Annotated in this window: 16 protein-coding genes and 5 tRNA genes; 8 read left to right on the forward strand and 13 right to left on the reverse strand. The window is 46.0% G+C overall.

Features of this window, described 5'->3' with window-relative positions:
* Window positions 1-13: 13 nt before the first annotated feature.
* From DN062_RS00270 to DN062_RS00325, 12 genes are all read right to left on the reverse strand, one after another.
* Window positions 14-2,128 carry an EAL domain-containing protein gene (locus DN062_RS00270; RefSeq protein WP_162301222.1) on the reverse strand — a complete coding sequence of 705 codons (2,115 nt, stop codon included), beginning with the start codon at window positions 2,126-2,128 and terminating at the stop codon, window positions 14-16.
* 122 nt (window positions 2,129-2,250) lie between these two features.
* Window positions 2,251-2,325 (reverse strand) — tRNA-Gln (locus DN062_RS00275).
* Between the two features lie 20 nt (window positions 2,326-2,345).
* Window positions 2,346-2,422: transfer RNA gene (locus DN062_RS00280), tRNA-Met, on the reverse strand.
* A gap of 10 nt (window positions 2,423-2,432) precedes the next feature.
* Window positions 2,433-2,507 (reverse strand) — tRNA-Gln (locus DN062_RS00285).
* 21 nt (window positions 2,508-2,528) lie between these two features.
* Window positions 2,529-2,605, reverse strand: a tRNA-Met gene (locus tag DN062_RS00290).
* 143 nt (window positions 2,606-2,748) lie between these two features.
* A complete protein-coding gene (gene ychF, locus DN062_RS00295; protein ID WP_112156558.1) occupies window positions 2,749-3,840 on the reverse strand; it encodes a redox-regulated ATPase YchF in 1,092 nt (363 codons plus the stop codon).
* A 21-nt stretch (window positions 3,841-3,861) separates the two neighbouring features.
* Window positions 3,862-4,449 (reverse strand): aminoacyl-tRNA hydrolase, encoded by a 588-nt coding sequence (pth, locus tag DN062_RS00300; RefSeq protein WP_112156559.1) that lies wholly within the window; start codon window positions 4,447-4,449, stop codon window positions 3,862-3,864.
* A gap of 23 nt (window positions 4,450-4,472) precedes the next feature.
* Entirely contained in the window at window positions 4,473-5,057 is a 585-nt protein-coding gene (locus DN062_RS00305) for a 50S ribosomal protein L25/general stress protein Ctc (RefSeq protein WP_112156560.1), read from the reverse strand.
* 134 nt (window positions 5,058-5,191) lie between these two features.
* Window positions 5,192-6,133 (reverse strand): ribose-phosphate pyrophosphokinase, encoded by a 942-nt coding sequence (locus DN062_RS00310; protein WP_112156561.1) that lies wholly within the window; start codon window positions 6,131-6,133, stop codon window positions 5,192-5,194.
* 66 nt (window positions 6,134-6,199) lie between these two features.
* Window positions 6,200-6,275 (reverse strand) — tRNA-Gln (locus DN062_RS00315).
* Window positions 6,276-6,401: 126 nt separating this feature from the next.
* Window positions 6,402-6,980 carry a lipoprotein insertase outer membrane protein LolB gene (lolB, locus tag DN062_RS00320; protein ID WP_112156562.1) on the reverse strand — a complete coding sequence of 193 codons (579 nt, stop codon included), beginning with the start codon at window positions 6,978-6,980 and terminating at the stop codon, window positions 6,402-6,404.
* A gap of 3 nt (window positions 6,981-6,983) precedes the next feature.
* Entirely contained in the window at window positions 6,984-8,699 is a 1,716-nt protein-coding gene (locus DN062_RS00325; protein ID WP_112156563.1) for a tetratricopeptide repeat protein, read from the reverse strand.
* A 212-nt stretch (window positions 8,700-8,911) separates the two neighbouring features.
* Between DN062_RS00325 and hemA the strand changes: the two genes are divergently transcribed.
* The 4 genes from hemA to moeB are packed head-to-tail and all read left to right on the forward strand — an operon-like array spanning window position 8,912 to window position 12,910.
* Window positions 8,912-10,186: a glutamyl-tRNA reductase gene (hemA, locus tag DN062_RS00330; RefSeq protein ID WP_112156564.1), complete on the forward strand. Its 1,275-nt coding sequence runs from the start codon at window positions 8,912-8,914 to the stop codon at window positions 10,184-10,186.
* 15 nt (window positions 10,187-10,201) lie between these two features.
* Window positions 10,202-11,290, forward strand: coding sequence for a peptide chain release factor 1 (prfA, locus tag DN062_RS00335; protein WP_112156565.1), 1,089 nt, complete (start codon window positions 10,202-10,204; stop codon window positions 11,288-11,290).
* The gene (prmC, locus tag DN062_RS00340; protein WP_112156566.1) at window positions 11,280-12,107 is read left to right on the forward strand and encodes a peptide chain release factor N(5)-glutamine methyltransferase; all 828 of its coding nucleotides are present in this window, start codon (window positions 11,280-11,282) and stop codon (window positions 12,105-12,107) included. The genes prfA and prmC overlap by 11 nt, the downstream gene beginning before the upstream one ends.
* Before the next feature lie 17 nt (window positions 12,108-12,124).
* The gene (gene moeB, locus DN062_RS00345) at window positions 12,125-12,910 is read left to right on the forward strand and encodes a molybdopterin-synthase adenylyltransferase MoeB (protein WP_112156567.1); all 786 of its coding nucleotides are present in this window, start codon (window positions 12,125-12,127) and stop codon (window positions 12,908-12,910) included.
* A 1-nt stretch (window position 12,911) separates the two neighbouring features.
* Here the strand turns inward: moeB and DN062_RS00350 are convergent, their stop codons facing one another.
* Window positions 12,912-13,868, reverse strand: a complete 957-nt coding sequence (locus DN062_RS00350; RefSeq protein WP_112156568.1) for an AEC family transporter — start codon at window positions 13,866-13,868, stop codon at window positions 12,912-12,914.
* A 613-nt stretch (window positions 13,869-14,481) separates the two neighbouring features.
* Here DN062_RS00350 and DN062_RS18635 point away from each other — a divergent pair.
* From DN062_RS18635 to DN062_RS00380, 4 genes are read left to right on the forward strand one after another with little or no spacing between them, the layout of a single operon-like run.
* Entirely contained in the window at window positions 14,482-14,967 is a 486-nt protein-coding gene (locus DN062_RS18635) for a hypothetical protein (protein WP_164498064.1), read from the forward strand.
* Window positions 14,968-14,979: 12 nt separating this feature from the next.
* Window positions 14,980-15,786, forward strand: a complete 807-nt coding sequence (locus DN062_RS00370) for a DUF4123 domain-containing protein (RefSeq protein WP_112156572.1) — start codon at window positions 14,980-14,982, stop codon at window positions 15,784-15,786.
* Window positions 15,779-17,089 (forward strand): hypothetical protein, encoded by a 1,311-nt coding sequence (locus DN062_RS00375; protein WP_112156573.1) that lies wholly within the window; start codon window positions 15,779-15,781, stop codon window positions 17,087-17,089. Before DN062_RS00370 ends, DN062_RS00375 begins: the two co-directional genes overlap by 8 nt.
* Window positions 17,086-17,853 carry a hypothetical protein gene (locus DN062_RS00380; RefSeq protein ID WP_112156574.1) on the forward strand — a complete coding sequence of 256 codons (768 nt, stop codon included), beginning with the start codon at window positions 17,086-17,088 and terminating at the stop codon, window positions 17,851-17,853. The genes DN062_RS00375 and DN062_RS00380 overlap by 4 nt, the downstream gene beginning before the upstream one ends.
* The last annotated feature ends 372 nt before the right edge of the window (window positions 17,854-18,225 follow it).

The following is an 18,225-nucleotide window of genomic DNA, read 5'->3' on the forward strand; positions in this document are numbered from 1 at the left end:
AAATGGATGGAGTTCAGTCTTCAAAAAATACATAGTCCATTTTAGGACGAGGGGGTTGTAAGTAATATCCCTGTACGTAATGTATCCCTAGTTTAAACAGATTGCTCATTATTTGAGTGCTTTCGACCATTGGCATGATGAGTGTTAAGTCACGCTCTTTGAGTGGGTCGAGTAACTCATGCTGCTGATTAAGGCTCATTGACTGGTTTAGTATGTCTTTCATGAAGTTGGGGTCTAGTTTTATGAAATCAAGTTTGGCGAGAGTAAGCAAATGCTGAGACTCGGATGAGCTGCCATAGTGCTTTAAGCAAATTTTGCACTGGAGTGATTTAAGGGCTTTCGCAAAGGCTTTAAAGTATTCAGGACTGGATAAAGCATCGGATTCATTGATCTGAAACACCAAGTGGTCGGCTGGCAGGCGAAGGCTGCGCAATTGTTCCGACAGTCTTATTAATGTCGATTTATTGCGTAAAGTGATACCGGCGATGTTGATGAATAAGCGACTGCGGCGTTTATCAATAATGGCATCTCGCAGTAGATGCGTCGCTTTATCTATGACCCACTGGTCCATTCGACTCAAGAGTTTGTCATTGTGCAAGGGGTCTAAAAAAGTGCTGGGTTGCATTTCTTTACCCTTGTCGTCAACTAAGCGTAACAAAAGTTCATAAGACGGTATTCGATCATCACAGTTTAGGGGGACGATCGGTTGAAACAGGAAGGTGAAGCGGTTGTGTTTAATTGCATCAACCATGACTTCAGTGGCTGAGTAGTGGCTATTTCGTCGCACAAGACTCGAATGGCTTCGGTATAGATTTGTACCGTTTCCTGATGCATCTCTTTTCTGGATGTCTTTAGCGGCCATACGTGCGCGGCTAAGTGCTTCACTGCTGCGAACAGTGTTTTCATTCAAAATGGCAATTCCAATCGAGCATTGCGTTGAAAGTGTCTCATTGCCGAGTGTAATGCTGAGCTTACTAATCGACGATGCGAGGTCTTTTGCGATGCTTTGTGCTGTTTCAAGATTGGAGCTTGGCAGAATGATGCCATAGGCCTCATCCTCAAGATGTGACATGGGGTGAAGCTCTGGATCGAGAAAGGTTTGAAGAAAATCGCCAATTTGTTGGCTCAATAAATCCGTTCCTTCGCTGCCATGTTCACCAAATACTGTTTTATAGGCATCTAGAGTCAAATAGAGGAGGTGACTGTCATGTCCACCTTGGCTGGCTTTGCTAATGCAGTTATCCAGTTCAGCCATTAAAAAGTTACGATTTCTGAGCCCACTGATTGGGTCGGCCGAATGAACAAAGCTAGGACTCTGGGCAGCTTCATCTTTGAACTCAAGGCGAAGGATACTTTTGAATTCGTCATAGGATTGCGAGATTTTGACGCTGGCTGCAATTTTTGTATTTGTTGAGGTCAAAATGTGAAGCATAACGTCGATTTCAGCGCAGTCTTCAGTCTTGACTGTATTTAAGGCCTCTTTAAACAGCTCTTTTGAGGGAGGTGTAATAAGAGTGTCGATGCTTATTTCATCAAGCGGCGTTTCTAAATCTAAGCCAAAGAGGTAAAAAAAGCTTTCATTGGCGTAGGTAATGTCATTCTGAGTCAAGTAACAGACAGCAGATCTTAGGTCGTCGGTTAAGAGTTGTATTTGGCTTTCGTATTTCTCTAGCTGGTATTCTAAGAGTCGACAGCGCCGCCGTTGATTGAGCTGCTCAATCTCCTGGGTGATATACATCAAGGTTAATATGGGTTGTGATTGAGTAAAGATCGGCTTGATGCCTTTTTTAAGCAGTTCTGAGTGATCTTCTTCGCTCAGGTAGGGATCTGCAAGCAATAAAAAAGGAATGTCTTTACTGAGCTCTTGCAGCTTTTCAGCAGCGAGTTCAGCTTTTAAATGAGATGTTTGCTCGTGGCTGTATAGAATAATGTCCCAGCTTCGTTCGGAGAGACTACTGGAAAAGGCATCGATATCGTTAATGAGTTTGTATCTCGGGCTGGTGTTTCCCGAAAGCATCAAGGTTTGTAAGCTAGCTGCCGATTCGCGACTAAAGCCGATAAATAATGCTGAAAGTGAGTGATCGGCGCTTTGTGGCAGATCTTCAGAAAAGGCGTTTAACTCATCCATTGAATTTACGTTTACCATAGCTTAATGCGTGGTTAGGGTCATTGAGTTTATAGTAACGATTAAATTCAGAAATGTCAGTAACAAAAAACGAATGTTTGGATAAATGAAGGATTTAAAGTAGATGGCAGGGGTAGGAGGATTCGAACCTCCGCATGACGGGATCAAAACCCGTTGCCTTACCGCTTGGCGATACCCCTGTAAAATCAGGTCTTTTGTATGGTGGCAATAGCGGGACTCGAACCTGCGACCCACGCATTATGAATGCGTTGCTCTAACCAACTGAGCTATATTGCCAACATGAATATGGCAGGGGTAGGAGGATTCGAACCTCCGCATGACGGGATCAAAACCCGTTGCCTTACCGCTTGGCGATACCCCTAAAAACCTTTTTTCCTCAAAGTGGTGGCAATAGCGGGATTCGAACCTGCGACCCACGCATTATGAATGCGTTGCTCTAACCAACTGAGCTATATTGCCACTGTGCTTTGAAGGCGGCAAATTATTCGCTTTTTACGCTTAGTTGTCAATAGTCTATGTGTAAAAAACTTTAAAATGCCTTTTGGATGAAGATGAAGGGAATCAATCTGGCCCTTACTCCATCCATTATTACGGGCGTGATTCTATACGTTAAAGCGGAAATGAACAACATCTCCATCTTTGACAACGTAGTCTTTGCCTTCAAGACGCCATTTTCCGGCTTCTTTCGCCCCCTGTTCGCCCTTGAATTGCACGAAATCCTGGTAGGCAATTACTTCTGCACGAATAAAGCCTTTTTCAAAGTCTGTATGAATAACGGCTGCGGCTTTAGGGGCCGTGTCTCCAATTTTAATCGTCCAGGCTCTTACTTCTTTAACGCCTGCTGTAAAGTAGGTTTGTAAGCCTAAAAGCTCGTAGCCTGAGCGTATGACACGATCTAGGCCTGGTTCGTCCATGCCCATCTCTTGTAAGAACTCTAGTTTTTCTTCATCGTCTAGTTCTGCAATCTCGGATTCAAGTTTGTTGCAGATGGCAACAATGCTTGCGCCTTCTGAGGCTGCCAGTGTTCTGACAGTGTCGAGATGTGGATTGTTTTCAAATCCATCCTCTGCCACGTTAGCGATATACATCGTGGGTTTTGTTGTTAATAAATGAAAGCTTTTAATTAAGCGCAGCTCATCTTCATTAAGCTCAAGTGAGCGAGCAGGTAAGCCCTCGCTGAGATGAGGGAGTAGTTTTTCAAGCAGTGCTTTCGCGGCTACGGCTTCTTTGTCACCACCTTTTGCATTGCGCGTCACGCGTTGCAGTTGTTTTTCGACCGAGTCGAGATCAGCAAGGGCAAGCTCAAGGTTGATGGTTTCAATGTCGTTTAAAGGGTCGATCTGGTTGGCAACGTGGATAACATTGTCGTCTTCAAAGCATCTGACAACGTGAGCAATTGCATCCGTTTCACGAATGTTGGCTAGAAACTTGTTTCCAAGTCCTTCACCTTTGGATGCTCCTGCAACTAAGCCTGCTATGTCGACAAACTCCATAGTGGTGGGGACGACGCGCTCAGGCTTAACGATTGCTGCAAGCTCATTGAGGCGAGAGTCAGGCATAGGCACAACGCCTGCGTTTGGCTCAATGGTGCAGAAGGGGAAGTTCTGAGCTTCGATGCCAGCTTTTGTTAGTGCGTTGAAAAGAGTCGACTTGCCGACGTTGGGCAGTCCGACGATACCACATTTAAAACCCATGATCAGATCCTGTATTTTTAATCAGCCCTTAAAGCTGTGCAGTTGATTCATTGCTCGTTGCCACTCACCGGATACGGCTAGCGGTAAGAAGCGCAGTGCTTCATCAATAGCGGCTTGAGTTTGCAGTTGTTCGGCTTTTGGTGCTTTGGTTAATACGTAGCCAGAGACTTGGCTAGCATGGCCTGGGTGGCCGATCCCTATGCGCAAGCGATAAAAGTCTTTCGTATTGCCTAAGCGTGAGATGATGTCTCGAAGCCCATTATGGCCGCCATGTCCGCCGCTAAACTTAAGTCGAGCAGTGCCGGGTTGTAGGTCGAGTTCATCATGAGCCACTAAAATTTGATTGGCTTGAATTTTATAGAAATTTGCGAGCGCTGCAACGGATTGACCGCTCAGATTCATAAAAGTCGATGGAATGAGTAAATGAACGCTGAGGTTGTTTAGATTGACTTTCGTTGTAAATCCGTGAAAGCGTGGTTCGGGCTTGAGAGGAGAGTTGAGGTGGGCAGCAAGCTGCTCCACCAAGTCGGCGCCGGCATTGTGACGAGTATGCGCGTATTGAGTGCCTGGGTTTCCTAAGCCTACAATTAGTGCTATTTGGTCATTCATGCCGGAACCTGGTGTCAAGAATCTTACTTCTTGGCGCCACGTGGAGCGTAGCAGTAACCGATACCTTGGTCGTGATCTTCGCCGCGACGCAATGCAACGACTTCAACGCCTTCTGGTAAAACGATATCTGACAAGTGAGCGATTTGTCCCATTTCAATGTTGGACAGATCAACGTCTAGAACTTCTGGCAGATCTTTAGGCAAGCAAAGGATTTCAGCGGTAGAGGCTTCAGCAGCGAACTTAGCAGCGGCTTTAGAGGCAGCTGATTTTTCGAAGTTGATGAAGTTCAATGGAACCTGAATTTTGATTTTTTGCTCATCCGCAATGCGCTGGAAGTCAACGTGCAGTACAACAGGCTTAGATGGGTGGCGCTGCAGATCTTTGATGATAACTGCTGTGTCGTTGCCGTCTAAACGTACGGTTAGAATTGAAGAATAAAAACCATCTTCTAAAAGCATACGGTATAGATCTTTACCGATAACTGAAACTGCAACCGGTGTTTCAGTTCCGTAGATGATACCTGGAACCATGCCTTGGTGACGCAGGCGGCGGCTCGCACCTTTCCCCTGATCTGCACGGCTAACTGCATTAACAATAAACTTTGACATTATAAATTACCTTTTGGTGTTAAAAACTGCAAAGACTCGCGACCAAATATTTGCAGTGTTAGGTTGTCCCCTAGGGGAGTAAAGCATTAGCAATGCTAGTGCTTTCAGGCTGAATTGCCTGTATCCGTACAGTGTTATCTAAACATTGCACTGATGGATTCTTCGTTGCAGACACGTCTAACGGCTTCTGCCAGCATAGGTGCTAGCGTAAGTTGACGAATCTTGCTGCATTTTTTAGCTTCAGCTGACAGTGGAATAGTATCGGTAACCACTAACTCATCTAGTTCAGAGTTCATAATATTGCTGATTGCTGGGCCGGATAAGACGGCGTGTGTAACATACGAAACAACGCGTGATGCGCCTTTTTCTTTCAGCGCTTTCGCCGCTTTGCACAGTGTGCCTGCTGTGTCGCACATGTCGTCAACGAGGATGCATGTGCGTCCAGCAACGTCCCCAATGATATTCATTACTTGGGATTCGTTAGCACGTTCGCGGCGTTTATCAATAATTGCCAGATCACAATCCAGTTGCTTTGCCACTGCGCGTGCGCGAATAACACCGCCAACATCAGGAGACACAACCATTAGATCGGAATACTGTTGATCTACGATATCATCAAGTAAGACAGGGGAGCCGTAAACGTTGTCAACTGGAATGTCGAAAAAACCTTGGATTTGGTCAGCATGAAGATCGACGGTTAATACGCGATCAACACCAGCGCTCGTCATCATGCTTGCAACCACTTTCGCGCTGATAGGTACGCGAGTTGAGCGTGGGCGGCGATCTTGGCGGGCATAACCAAAGTATGGAACAACGGCTGTGATTCTCATGGCGGATGCGCGACGCATTGCATCTGCAAACACAATCAGTTCCATTAAGTTATCATTGGTTGGCGCACAAGTGGATTGAATAATGAACACATCCTTTCCGCGCACATTTTCTTGAATCTCAACACTGACTTCGCCATCACTAAAACGACCAACATCCGCTTTTCCTAATGGAATATCCAGGCGTTCTACCACCTTTTTTGCCAGGTCTGGATTGGCATTTCCGGTGAAGATCATCATGCTTGACATGGGATTTACCTTCTTGATCGTTTCTGGGTAATTGACAGATGTTGAAAGGGATTCGTTCATAGTTTTTGGCTGGGGTAGGAGGACTCGAACCTCCGAATGCTGGAATCAGAATCCAGTGCCTTACCAACTTGGCGATACCCCAGTCGTCTCCTCTGCAGATAACTGCATATTTAGGAAGGGCAGTATTCTCTTTAAAATAGAGTAAAAAATCAAGTGTAAACGACAAAAAACCACTAATTTAGCGGGATTCAGGCGGTTTAGATCAGCACTAGATGCGCCACTGACTCACAACAAGAGTGATGGTCAGTCCCTCCCTTTCCATACGAATGCGTCTAGGAAGCAATAGGTTAGGGTTGACTTGTTCGAAGCGGCTGGCATCAATTGTCCAGCCTGATTGTGCGAAAGAAAAACCACGTTCACTTTGATGGATTTCAAAAACCACATTAGGGTCGGGAATGCCCTTTACCCAATAAATGCCATGGCTCACTGGTAAACTCCAGCCTAACATAGCATTCATGAGTGCTTCAGGTGAGCGAGCTGTGTAAAGTGTTTCTTCCCCAGCCACCTGCATTTCAACAAAACCAGGTCTTCCCTCTAGACGAGCGATGGATTGGTTAAATGGCCCAGCGCTGACGTTAATTTCATAATCACGCTGTTTTTGTTGCCAGTGAATCGAAACAGAATCAGATCGATCCTCCATGCGCAAGCTCATACGGCCTTCAAGTATCCAGTCGCTTAAATCGTAAGCAGGCTGCTGTGCCTGCATGCTTTCAGGTAGGAGAGGAGGCTTGCTGCTACAACCTCCAAGTAGAAATAAAAACAAGGTTAAAATTAAAAGATGGCGCACAGTTTACTGGACCCTAATTTTTTCAGCGGCATTCAGCAGATGTCGGTCATCTGGATTGTCGCGTAAGTGATTCAATAAGAGCTCTTCTGCTGCATCCTGCTGACCTAGCTCGGATAAAACTCGAATTAAATGAGCGGCCACTTCTGTATCAGGATACAGCAGATAAGCTCGTTGTAAGTAAGAGAGCGACTCTTGTAATCGGCCTAATTTAAACAAAACCCATCCCATTGAATCTAAAATAGCGGGATCGTCAGGTTTCTGTTCCAGCGCAGCTTGAATGAGTTGGTATGCTCTGTCGTAATCGTTTGTGTGTAATAACAGGCTGTATCCAAGTGCGTTCTGAATCATCGCACTACTCGGATCCAGTGATAGTGCTTTTTCTAAGTCAGCTAACATAAGGCTTGACTGCTGGTCATCATACAGTAAGGCACGGGTATAGAGTAACCGAGTATCGCTTGGGTGAATGCGAATAGCTTCCGATAGATGTTTTACGGCTTCTTGGTAAAAATCATATTGGGTGAGCCAGTTTGAAAGAAGAATGGTGAGATCTGTCGAGTATTCTGGCTGAGTATCTTGCGCTAGCGCGATGGTATTAACCACGTCGTTTAGGTATTCACTTGTATTGTATAGCTCAAGCAGACGTGCGCGTGACTGTAGAAAAGTTGAACCTCCCCCCACAGCTTGGTAATGCGACATAGCTAGCTCTCGCTGGCCTTGTAGTTGAGCAATATGGCCTAGATAAAATTGTACCTCTTGCATGTCAGGGTACAGTTCCACTAACCGATTTAAAAGGCTTTGGCTTAGATCGAGTCGTTGATGGTCTAGTAGCAACAATGCAAAATAGATATGGAGTTCGGGATCATCAGTATGATCATCCAGCAGGTCATTAATTAATTTTTCTGCTTGGTTTGCTCGGTTGCTCAGTAAAAGTAGTTGTGCATATTGAATTCGAATTTGTTGTTGGTGTGGGTGGCGAGAGTGAGTCTCTTGTACGAGTTGCAGGGCTTCATTAAGCCGCTCTTGTTGACGAAGAAGCTCTGCTTTTTGCAAAATCAATGGTGGATAATAGGGCGTGTGAGCTAAGCCTTGATCAAACGTTCGCATGGCCATGTCAGCATTGTTTTCGCGCAGATACAAAAGACCAAGTGCAAGATGAATGTCGGAACGTGTTGGTTGTTCCTGTAGCGTAGCCGTAAGTAATCGAATGTATTCACGCGCAACTTCGGCACTCAGGGATTCACTCTGAGAGCTGACCAGCATTAAGATGTCTGATTGTGGATCATTGATGACTTCGCGCAGTAAAGGCAAGGCCTCACTGAAACGTCTTTCATGCAATAGAATGCTGGCCACTAAATGTTTAGGTTCGGCTGCACTGGGGTCTGCAGCTGACCACAGGCGAGCAGCTGTAATAACGGCTTCGCTATTACGTAAAAACTGAGCAATACGTGTGGCGCGTTCAGCCACAGCGGCATCTTGGGTTAGATGCGCTTGACGTAGGTAGCGCTCAAGGGCTTCATCATAGTATCCAAAGCGTCCCCCCATTTCGGCAACCAGTAAGTCGTAAAGCGTTTCGCGATTGAGTTGTCCGGGTAGGTAGACGACGGGTTCGAGAGGAATATCGTTAATTAATTCAGCCATTGACTGATCATGAGTGTCAACTCGGCTTGCGCAACCGGTCAGCATCAATGCGCTAAATAATGCTGCCAAAAACATTTTCATCTACACACAGTCCTCTGTATTCACGGATTTTAACACTATAGAGTAACTCAGTAAGGCTTGTCGATTGATACATCGACCATTTTATTACGCAGATGTCTAAGGCTTGGTTTGCTCACAGGTGGTATGCGTCGTTCAATTGACTTAATCCTTGCAAGGGAAAGGTGTATGATTGGCGACTTAATTTTAGGTTGTTAGGTAGTGTATCTTTCCTTATGGCATTGCTGGCGTTAGGTATTAATCATAAAACAGCACCTGTGGAGGTGCGTGAGCGTGTTGCTTTTGCTCCAGAAAAACTGGCGCAAGCGCTGCATGATGCGCAGCTTAAAGCAGGCTTGCAAGAGATTGCAATCTTATCAACCTGCAATCGGACTGAGTTGTATTGTTGCACGCATCAAACGTCTCACGAAGAGCTGATCCATTGGTTAGCGTATTATCATGCGCTCAGCCCAGACTCATTGCGTCAATGTATGTACCTGCATCAAAATGATGCAGCCGCACGACACATGATGAGAGTGGCCAGTGGTTTGGATTCGCTGGTACTAGGTGAACCTCAGATCTTGGGGCAGCTTAAGTCCGCTTATAGTATTGCTCAAGAAGAAGGTTTGGTCGGAGCAGAATTGGGGCGTTTGTTTAGGCATACTTTTACGATTGCTAAAAAAGTAAGAACCCAAACGGCGATTGGGCAAAATCCCGTATCCGTGGCGTATGCTGCAGTTAGCATGGCTCAACATATTTTTGCTGATTTAAGTGAAAGTAAAGCGCTGTTAATTGGAGCTGGCGAAACCATTGAGCTGGTCGCACGGCATTTGCATCGTGCAGGTGTGCGTAGCATTACGGTCGCAAATCGTACACTGCCGCGTGCATTAGATTTGGCCAGTCTTTTTGATGGAAAAGCCATTGCATTAGGTGATATTCCTGATGCTTTGTCTCATGCCGATATTGTCATTTCTTCAACGGCAAGTCAGTTGCCTATTTTGGGTAAGGGTGCCGTTGAAGCCGCCTTGAAAAAACGTAAACACCGCCCAATTTTTATGGTAGACATTGCGGTGCCAAGGGACATAGAAGCCCAGGTTGGTGACCTTGAGGATGTCTATCTTTATACGGTAGATGATCTTAAAGAAGTCATTGAAGAAAATCAGCGTGGACGAGAGTCGGCCGCGCGTGAGGCGCAAACTCTCATCGACCAAGGCACTGATGAGTTTATGCGACAACTTCGTGAATTGGATGCTGTGGATACGCTCACCGCTTTGCGAGAGCACGGACATGCGATTTGTGAAGATGCGTTGCAAAAAGCATTAAAGCAACTTCATGCCGGAAAGCCCGCAGAAGAAGTGTTGCAGGTGATGGCGCGTGGGTTAACCAATAAGCTATTGCATCAGCCAACCGTTAGGTTACGTCACGCCTCAGCTGAAGGGCGAGATGATTTACAGAGGTTGGTGACCGATCTTTTTCAGCTCTCCGAGCGTTCGACAGTCGACGATCGATAACAGGACTTAGATTAAATGAAAATTTCGATACAAAATCGGCTAGACAATCTTGCCGATCGTTTTGAAGAGCTTTCTGCATTGTTAAGTGAAGCAAGCGTGATTACTGACCAAAATAAGTTTCGCAGTTATTCGGTAGAGTATTCAGAACTTGAACCTGTGGTCGTTAAGTTTAAACAGTGGCAGGGTGCTCAGAGCGATCTTGAAGAAGCCAAAGTGATGGCCAGTGATGCTGATCCAGAGCTTAGGGAAATGGCTCAAGAGGAAATAGAGTCTGCGCAGGAGCGAATTCAGCAGTATGAAAGTGAACTACAACTCTTACTTTTGCCAAAAGATCCCAATGATAATCGCAATGTGTTTTTAGAAGTGCGTGCGGGTACGGGAGGCGATGAAGCTGCCATTTTTGCAGGTGATTTGTTTCGTATGTATTCGCGCTATGCTGAGGTTAAGGGTTGGCGCGTTGAGGTCATTAGTGCGAGCGAAGGCGAGCATGGTGGTTTCAAAGAAATTATTAGTCGTATTGTTGGACAAGATGTATATGCACATTTGAAATTTGAGTCTGGTGCACATCGTGTGCAGCGTGTGCCTGAAACAGAATCCCAAGGGCGAATTCATACATCAGCCTGTACGGTTGCGGTGATGCCAGAAATGGATGAGGCCGCTGCTATCGAAATTAACAAAGCCGATTTACGTATTGATACCTACCGTGCCTCTGGGGCGGGTGGGCAGCATATCAATAAAACGGACTCGGCGATTCGTATCACACACCTTCCCACGGGGCTGGTGGTTGAGTGTCAAGAAGAGCGGTCACAGCACAAAAATAGGGCTAAGGCGCTTGGTTTGCTAGCATCAAGACTGCAACAAGCTGAATTGGATCGCCAGCATGCCGAGCAGGCGAGCACCCGAAAAAGCTTAGTGGGCAGTGGCGATCGTTCAGAGCGTATACGGACGTATAATTTTCCACAGGGGCGCGTGACCGATCATCGTATTAACCTGACGTTGTATAAGCTCAATGAGATTGTTGCGGGTGAGTTAGAGGCCGTGATTGCTCCCTTAAGGCAAGAGTATCAAACGGAGCAGTTAGGTAACCTTAGCGATGAGGGTTAAGGATGCTTTGGCTTGCGCGCAGAGTTTAACGGATTCTGATTCGCCGCGAGCTGACATTGAAACCCTGTTAATGTGGGTGCTGAATAAGCCACGAAGCTATTTGTACACCTGGCCAGATGCAGATCTTAGTTCAGCGCAAGCTGAACAGTTTGGCGAGTTGATTGAAAAACGACGTCAAGGTGAGCCTGTGGCACACTTGGTTGGTTTTCGTGATTTTTGGACGCTTCGATTGGCCGTGTCCAATGCAACCTTGATTCCTCGCCCTGAGACAGAAATGCTGGTGGAGTGGGCTCTAGAGCATTTGCCATCCACGGCTCAAAGCGTTGCAGATCTCGGGACAGGAACGGGTGCTATTGCCCTTGCATTGGCCAGCGAACGACCTAACTGGCAGATCATTGCAAGCGATCGAATACCGGATGCGATTGAGTTAGCACGACGCAATGCGTTAATGCTTAACTTGCCTCAGGTGGATTTTCGGTTAGGGAGTTGGCTGGAACCTCTACAAGAGACGTTTCATTTGATCTTGAGCAACCCCCCCTATATCGATCCGCAGGACCCGCATCTAGACAAAGGGGATGTGCGTTTTGAGCCAAGGTCCGCTTTAGTTGCTGACGAGAAGGGATTGGCCGATATTCGGTGGATCATTACTCAGGCACCTCCATATTTAGTGTCTGGCGGTTGGTTGGTGTTTGAGCATGGCTTTGATCAAGCGGCAGAGGTTCGAGCGATCTTTGAAGCGCAAGGATATCAAGATGTGTTTACGCGGCAAGATTTAAGTGGGCACGATCGTATTACCGGTGCTCGTACTCCTCATTAATCAAAGGTGAAAAGTATATGGCCAGATCAAGGGTTGAGTTAGATGATGCGGGATTGTTGCGTTACAGTCGTCAAATCATGTTGCCTGAGATTGACGTTGCGGGGCAAGAAACGCTTCTCAATAGCCGTGTACTTGTCCTAGGCTTAGGTGGTCTAGGGAGCCCAGTTGCGCTGTATTTGGCTGCTGCAGGTGTAGGTGAGTTGTGGTTAGCGGATGATGACGAGGTTGATGTCTCAAATTTGCAGCGTCAGGTTGTGCATGCTGAGCGCAGCGTGGGCCTTTCCAAAGTGGCCTCCGCCATCAACACACTAAAAGGTTTGAATAGTCAGACAGTATTCAAAGCCATCGAACAGCGGCTCGAAGGGACTGCGCTCCATGATTGTGTGAGCCAGGTAGACCTGGTTGTTGATTGTACAGATAACTTCAAAACACGATTTAGTTTGAATCGAATTTCAGTCGCGACAAAAACCCCTCTGGTATCCGGTGCAGCAATACGCTTTGATGGTCAAGTCAGTGTGTACGACCCGCGCGATGCAGCATCACCCTGCTATCAATGCTTGTATGATGAGACAGACGATGAGCGTTTGACCTGTGCTGAGTCGGGTGTGATCTCACCATTGGTGGGTATTATCGGTTCTGTGCAAGCGCTTGAGGCCGTTAAACTCCTCACAAGCGTAGGGCGTTCACTGCAAGGGCGTTTGTTGTTGTTGGATGGTCGTCGCATGGAGTGGCGAGAAATGAAACTGTCGAAAGATCCCGCCTGCCCTGTGTGCAGCTTACACCAAGCGACTCACACCGATTAACTCACACCACGCCTAGAAGTCTAACTAAATAAATGGCTACGCTAAGGGTAAGGACTGATCCTAGTGTTGTGGTTAAAATAATATTGGCTGAAAGCTCCGCGTTTGACCCCATCGTTTTTGCCATAACAAAGCTTGCTGCTGCTGTCGGGCAGGCAAAAAGCACCATCATTATCGTCAAGTCTTGGCCTCTAAAGCCCATTAACCATGCGCCGCTTGTCAATACCAATGGCAACAAAATGAGTTTAATGCTCGTTGCCCAAAAGGCTTGATAGGAGGTGTCTTTCAAGCTTTTTAGATTTAAGGTGCCACCGATTGCCAGCAAGGCTAAAGGCAAGGTTAGGTTTGCAAAGTAACGGCCAGTTGTCGAAACGACCTCTGGTAAGGGCACCGAAAAGTAGGATAGGGGTAAGGATAAAATTACAGCAAGAATTAAGGGGTTTTTTAAAATTTCGGTGAACATTGATGTCAGTTTAACGGACTGCTTACTCCGTAGGGGCACTGTTAAGCAGATGATTGCTAAGATGTTGTATAAGGGAATCACCAATGCGAGCAGTAAGGAGGCCTGAGCAAGGCCACTATTGCCAAATAAGTTGAAACTAACCGCCAAACCAATAATGCCAAAGTTACTGCGAAATGCGCCTTGAATAAACGCACCGATATCGGTTGGTTTCTCTATCCAGTGATGTGCAGCAAACCATATGATTACGTATGTCGCTAGCGTGCCGACAAGTACATATCCGAGTTGGCCTGGATTAAATACGGCATGAAAATCTGTTTGAGCCACCGACATGAAGACTAATGCTGGCAGAGTGATCGTGAAGACCAGTTTTGAGCTGATGTTAATGAACTCTACATTGATTAACCCTATGCGTCTTAATAAATATCCCAAGAACACAATAAAAAATATGGGGGCCACAATGTTAGCCGTAAAGCCAAGGGTTGAGAGATAAAGCTCCAATGTCTGGATTCCTGTGATTTAAACCTACGCTAAGGGCGTCTTGTATAGGAGCAGACTGCCCGCCTTTTCATTCTGATCTATTATGACATATTCTTAATCTTGTATTTTTCGATTTTGCAGCGATAGCTGATACTAAGAGGTTGTTGGACTTCACCAAAATCAGTTTTTCGCAGTAGATACATGTTAAGTTTGACAGCCCCCCTAGTCTAGCATGGATGAAATACTGAAAAAGCCACATCAAGGTTGACCTTCCAACGTATTAATTGTTTTAATGTCTCCTTTACAACAAGGAAGTAGTCGTTGTCTCATGGATGGACACCCCTCTGTGCTGGGCTGAATCGCCGTCAGCTATACCCATGAGCATCAGTCCTGCTAAAGAGTAGGTTATATTGATGTTCTCACAAAAATCCCGCTTTCATGCAATCGACGCACCTTCAGGCGAAAATGTTTTTATATGGCTCCGTATCGAACATGAAGGCCAAGAAGCTCTGTCAATTCAGTTTTTGTTTGCTCAGTGCTTGTTTGTCTTGTTTGTCTTGTTTGTAAGTAGAAACCTCCTTCTGCTAAAAAAGTGCTTTAAAAAAAAGAGATTCTATATCAGCGAGGTCAAGTCATGACTCTCTTTCTTAGCCGTTGCTACGCTTCCCGAGGGGCTGAGCAGGTAGAGCTGATTGCGGCTGCGCTTTGCGCAGATCGACAGGATTATGAACTGCTGGTGATAGAGGCGCTGAGTGAGAAGGGGTATCAGTTTTATTGGTCAGGCACTGTGTTGCCTGCAACCTCATGGGTGAAGCAATACCCAGCAGAGGCCGCCTCAGCTGTGGCTTTGGCGCGCTCGCTGAATGAGGCGCGACAGCGGGTTGCGCTTGGAGCGATGACTCGTCAGCCTGGTTCAAGCGATGTGACGGAAGACGATAACTGGCTGCAGATAGAAACGCTTGGTCCTTTTACACCTCTTGACGCGCAGTTTTCTGTGTATCCGAAGAAAACAGTCCCCGATACGCTACATGAAACTCTGTTCGGTCAGCCTGACCCGACCGAAGCCGAGCGCGCTGAATTCGGAGACCATACTCCACCGTTGGCCACCTATGCAGTTTAAGATGCGGCCAAAATGTCCTATTTGCTGACTAGTTTTCTGGAGGATTCAGGTCTTCGGTATCAGTCGCTTTTTCAGGGCAAAGCGCAAGAAGAGCTTGCCGAGCATGCGCCTTATTTGGTGGAACTCACGGAAGACAATCACTTTACCTGCCGCTTGTTCACTGGTCCTGACGGAATTGGCGGACTGTGGGAAAAAGAGTTGGGGATTTTTTTGCGTTGTAGGGCTAGGTTTGACGCGCTACGCAAGCACCTGCGCAAATTCATCCGCTTGCAAAATGTAGATGGGCGTTGGTTTTACTTCAGGTTTTGGGAGCAGCGCTATGCGCATTGTTTTTTCAGTACCGCCTGTGCTGAAACACACTGGATGATGATGGTCACTCAGGAACACAGGCTCACGGTCATCTGCCCTAAAGGCTCAGCAATTATAGTTGCTCACGCGCATAGATCTATAGAACACACGAATATCATCGCATCAAAACCGACCCAAGAATGGGTGGCCGGATTAGCTGAAGCGGAAAGCAATAGGGCTTTTCAAAATAAGTTGATCGATAAATTCATTTTTTCTATCTCGAAGTACGGTCATATTGAGTATGAGAAAGCTCAAGAAATCCTAAAAATCTTACTTGCGCAAGCACAAGGTTATGGGTTTGAAAGTGAGTATGCCCTTAGCACCTATGTGAGCGTTGCTCTAGAGTTGTCGCAATTCCCTGCAGAAAACGAATGTTACCGAAAACTCCTTGAATCAGCTAAACATCCGGATACCAAAGCCGAGTTAATGCTCAAATTAATTGTCTATGCAAAAGGTAATGCTGATGACTGAATTTTCCCGCGACCGTATTCCAGGTCAGGTGTGTACGCCGTGCCAACAATTCAACTTGTTTCGTTTCTCTATTGCCGACGGAATTGATTGTGACAGTGTGATCTCCTGTAGTGTTGGGGGTAAAAGCACACCCAGTCTGCCGGAGAACTACACTTTGCGCTTTCCCAATAGCCTAGCTGAAACGAGCGGTCCTTTAGTTGTAACGGTTGATGGTAAAACACATCGAATCTTTGAAGATGTCGGAGCTTTTGGTCGTCTAAAAGCACCGGAAGATGTCCGCTTTCATATGATACTTGAGCCAGCGCCCGCCGCTCCGGCGCTCATTCGTCCAGAGGTGCAGGCGCTAGCAGACCGTTTTTCTAATCAGACAAAACGCACCCGACAGGCGGATCAAATTTTGAACACATATGAGCAGGAGATATCGTGTCGTGCAGATGGTCGCTATGACGAAAATGGCATGCCAATAGCAGGGGGTGATCCATATATCATTACACTTGAAATACCCATGGGTGGTTTGGGGGATGGTGAACATGACGTTTCTGAGTTAACAGAGGAAGAAGCTGCTTGGCTACGCCACGCTATTTATCAAACCCTCAGCGATGAAGCCATCGGGGTGATGACACGTGAAACAGGCGCAGCGGCCATCGGCTATCAGCAGATGTTACGTGAAGGCAATAATCGTCGTTTTTTGCGGGAAATGGCGGGTAGTAAATTGACGATAAAACGCTTGAAAAATGGCACCCGAGTACTGGCCTTTGAAGGGGACTGGCATAAAGCGATGTTGTGGCACAGGCCTCATCTACAATATGGAGCCGCGGGCATGAGTCGACTGCAGGTGACGTCTATGACAGTCGCATTACAGGGTGTTGGCCCTAATGTATCTCAAGCGGTTAGAGGCTTAGCTTCACGAGGCGGTGCATTAGGTATTTTGTTTGTATGTACTATGGATGTTGCTGAATGGCTTAGCTCGGATAAAGAAGGGAAAGAGCTAGATGAGTTACTTGTCTCGTTAGGTTTTTCGCTGGGTGCAGTAGTGGTTGCAACGGTTGTGGGGATGGCGTTGACGTCACTATTAGTGACACTCGCAGCAGCAGGTAGTATTGCACTTGCCCCCGTAGCTATAGCAGTAGCAGGTTTTCTTATTGTTGCAGCTGTAGGTGTAGGAATTGGGTACTCAATTAACACATACAGTGTTAAGGATAAGGCGCTTAAAACTTTTCGTGAATGGAGTGCAAGCCCAACCATTAACCAACCTGACTTTCAGAATTCTGACCTGTATAAAGGTTCGCAGGTGGCGCCATGAAGAGAGAACATGAATTGCATCAACTTTCGGAAGGTTCGAATATTGCTAGGCCTCGATGGGTAAAAAACGCACATTCTGAAATCGGTGGGCTCAAGGAAGTAGTGAAACTTTTTTTAGTTTTATTTCTAGTTGTGCAGTCAATCGTTCTTTTTATAAGCTTCTTTATTGGGCTGACACATCCATTAACTATATTCAACAGTGTCGTAGCAATCATGGGTCCATGTGTTGTTCTAGGAACTGCATTATTGCAAACTAAAAAATCAGAACCTGATGACTTGTATATAAGTAACCTAGTAACTTGGTCATTTAGGTTAATAATTGCTTTTGGCGCTAATATCGCACTCATTGTATCAATCGATTTTGGTGTGTTTCCTGTTATATTCAACGCATTTCTAATCGCTTGTATCGTCATTGAGCTATTAGCTTACCTGACCTATTGTTCATATTCTGATGACATGATTCGAGAGATCATCGAAGAAAGAAAAATGCTTTCACCTGTGAATGAAAATAATGAATTTTGGTTTTTAAGCAGAGGTGGTGATGTAGGTTCAGAACGATTATTGATCAAAGGGAAATGGCACTTGCGTTTACTTTATGCAGTGGCTTACATGACACCATTTGTTTTTATCAGCGGAGGTAAAATAAACAGTGCTTTCATTTTGACCTTCATCACGATAGCTGCTTATTTTATTTTTCATGGCCTATTTACCGGCTATTACGTCACTCGCCGTGGTTTGCAGATGCGGTTGGAAGGAAAGCTCTGAGGTGAGGTTGCAAAACGGAGTAGCGATCGGCTATCAGCAGATGTTACGCGAAGCTAGTAATCGTCGCTTTTTACAGTAAATGGCGGGCCGAAAACTTACCCTTAAGTCAATCAAAAAAATGAATTCTGGTTTTTTAATCGAGGCGGGGATGTCGGATCAGATCGCTTTGACTGTAAAACGCCTAAAAAAGGTACTATCCCAGAAGACTGTACGTGCTTGGGACGTGTGTTGGAGAGCAAGTTTCATGCGCTTGTATCATCATTTCAACTATAGAGGGTATAAAAGTCATCGCCTATGTGTGGTATAGAGCCTTGGGTGATGAGCTAATCATCTTAGATGCTTTCAAAGTAAGATTCAGTATCGTTTTTCATA

It is taken from the genome of Nitrincola tibetensis, from assembly GCF_003284585.1.
Classification (GTDB): domain Bacteria; phylum Pseudomonadota; class Gammaproteobacteria; order Pseudomonadales; family Balneatricaceae; genus Nitrincola; species Nitrincola tibetensis.

Bases quoted from the DNA above. Each gene is read 5' to 3' on its own strand.
- DN062_RS00270 (WP_162301222.1), bottom strand. From the start codon at position 2,128: ATGGATGAGTTAAACGCCTTTTCTGAAGATCTGCCACAAAGCGCCGAT.
- ychF (WP_112156558.1), bottom strand. From the start codon at position 3,840: ATGGGTTTTAAATGTGGTATCGTCGGACTGCCCAACGTCGGCAAGTCG.
- pth (WP_112156559.1), bottom strand. From the start codon at position 4,449: ATGAATGACCAAATAGCACTAATTGTAGGCTTAGGAAACCCAGGCACT.
- DN062_RS00305 (WP_112156560.1), bottom strand. From the start codon at position 5,057: ATGTCAAAGTTTATTGTTAATGCAGTTAGCCGTGCAGATCAGGGGAAA.
- DN062_RS00310 (WP_112156561.1), bottom strand. From the start codon at position 6,133: ATGTCAAGCATGATGATCTTCACCGGAAATGCCAATCCAGACCTGGCA.
- DN062_RS00325 (WP_112156563.1), bottom strand. From the start codon at position 8,699: ATGAAAATGTTTTTGGCAGCATTATTTAGCGCATTGATGCTGACCGGT.
- hemA (WP_112156564.1), top strand. From the start codon at position 8,912: ATGGCATTGCTGGCGTTAGGTATTAATCATAAAACAGCACCTGTGGAG.
- prfA (WP_112156565.1), top strand. From the start codon at position 10,202: ATGAAAATTTCGATACAAAATCGGCTAGACAATCTTGCCGATCGTTTT.
- prmC (WP_112156566.1), top strand. From the start codon at position 11,280: ATGAGGGTTAAGGATGCTTTGGCTTGCGCGCAGAGTTTAACGGATTCT.
- moeB (WP_112156567.1), top strand. From the start codon at position 12,125: ATGGCCAGATCAAGGGTTGAGTTAGATGATGCGGGATTGTTGCGTTAC.
- DN062_RS18635 (WP_164498064.1), top strand. From the start codon at position 14,482: ATGACTCTCTTTCTTAGCCGTTGCTACGCTTCCCGAGGGGCTGAGCAG.
- DN062_RS00370 (WP_112156572.1), top strand. From the start codon at position 14,980: ATGTCCTATTTGCTGACTAGTTTTCTGGAGGATTCAGGTCTTCGGTAT.
- DN062_RS00375 (WP_112156573.1), top strand. From the start codon at position 15,779: ATGACTGAATTTTCCCGCGACCGTATTCCAGGTCAGGTGTGTACGCCG.
- DN062_RS00380 (WP_112156574.1), top strand. From the start codon at position 17,086: ATGAAGAGAGAACATGAATTGCATCAACTTTCGGAAGGTTCGAATATT.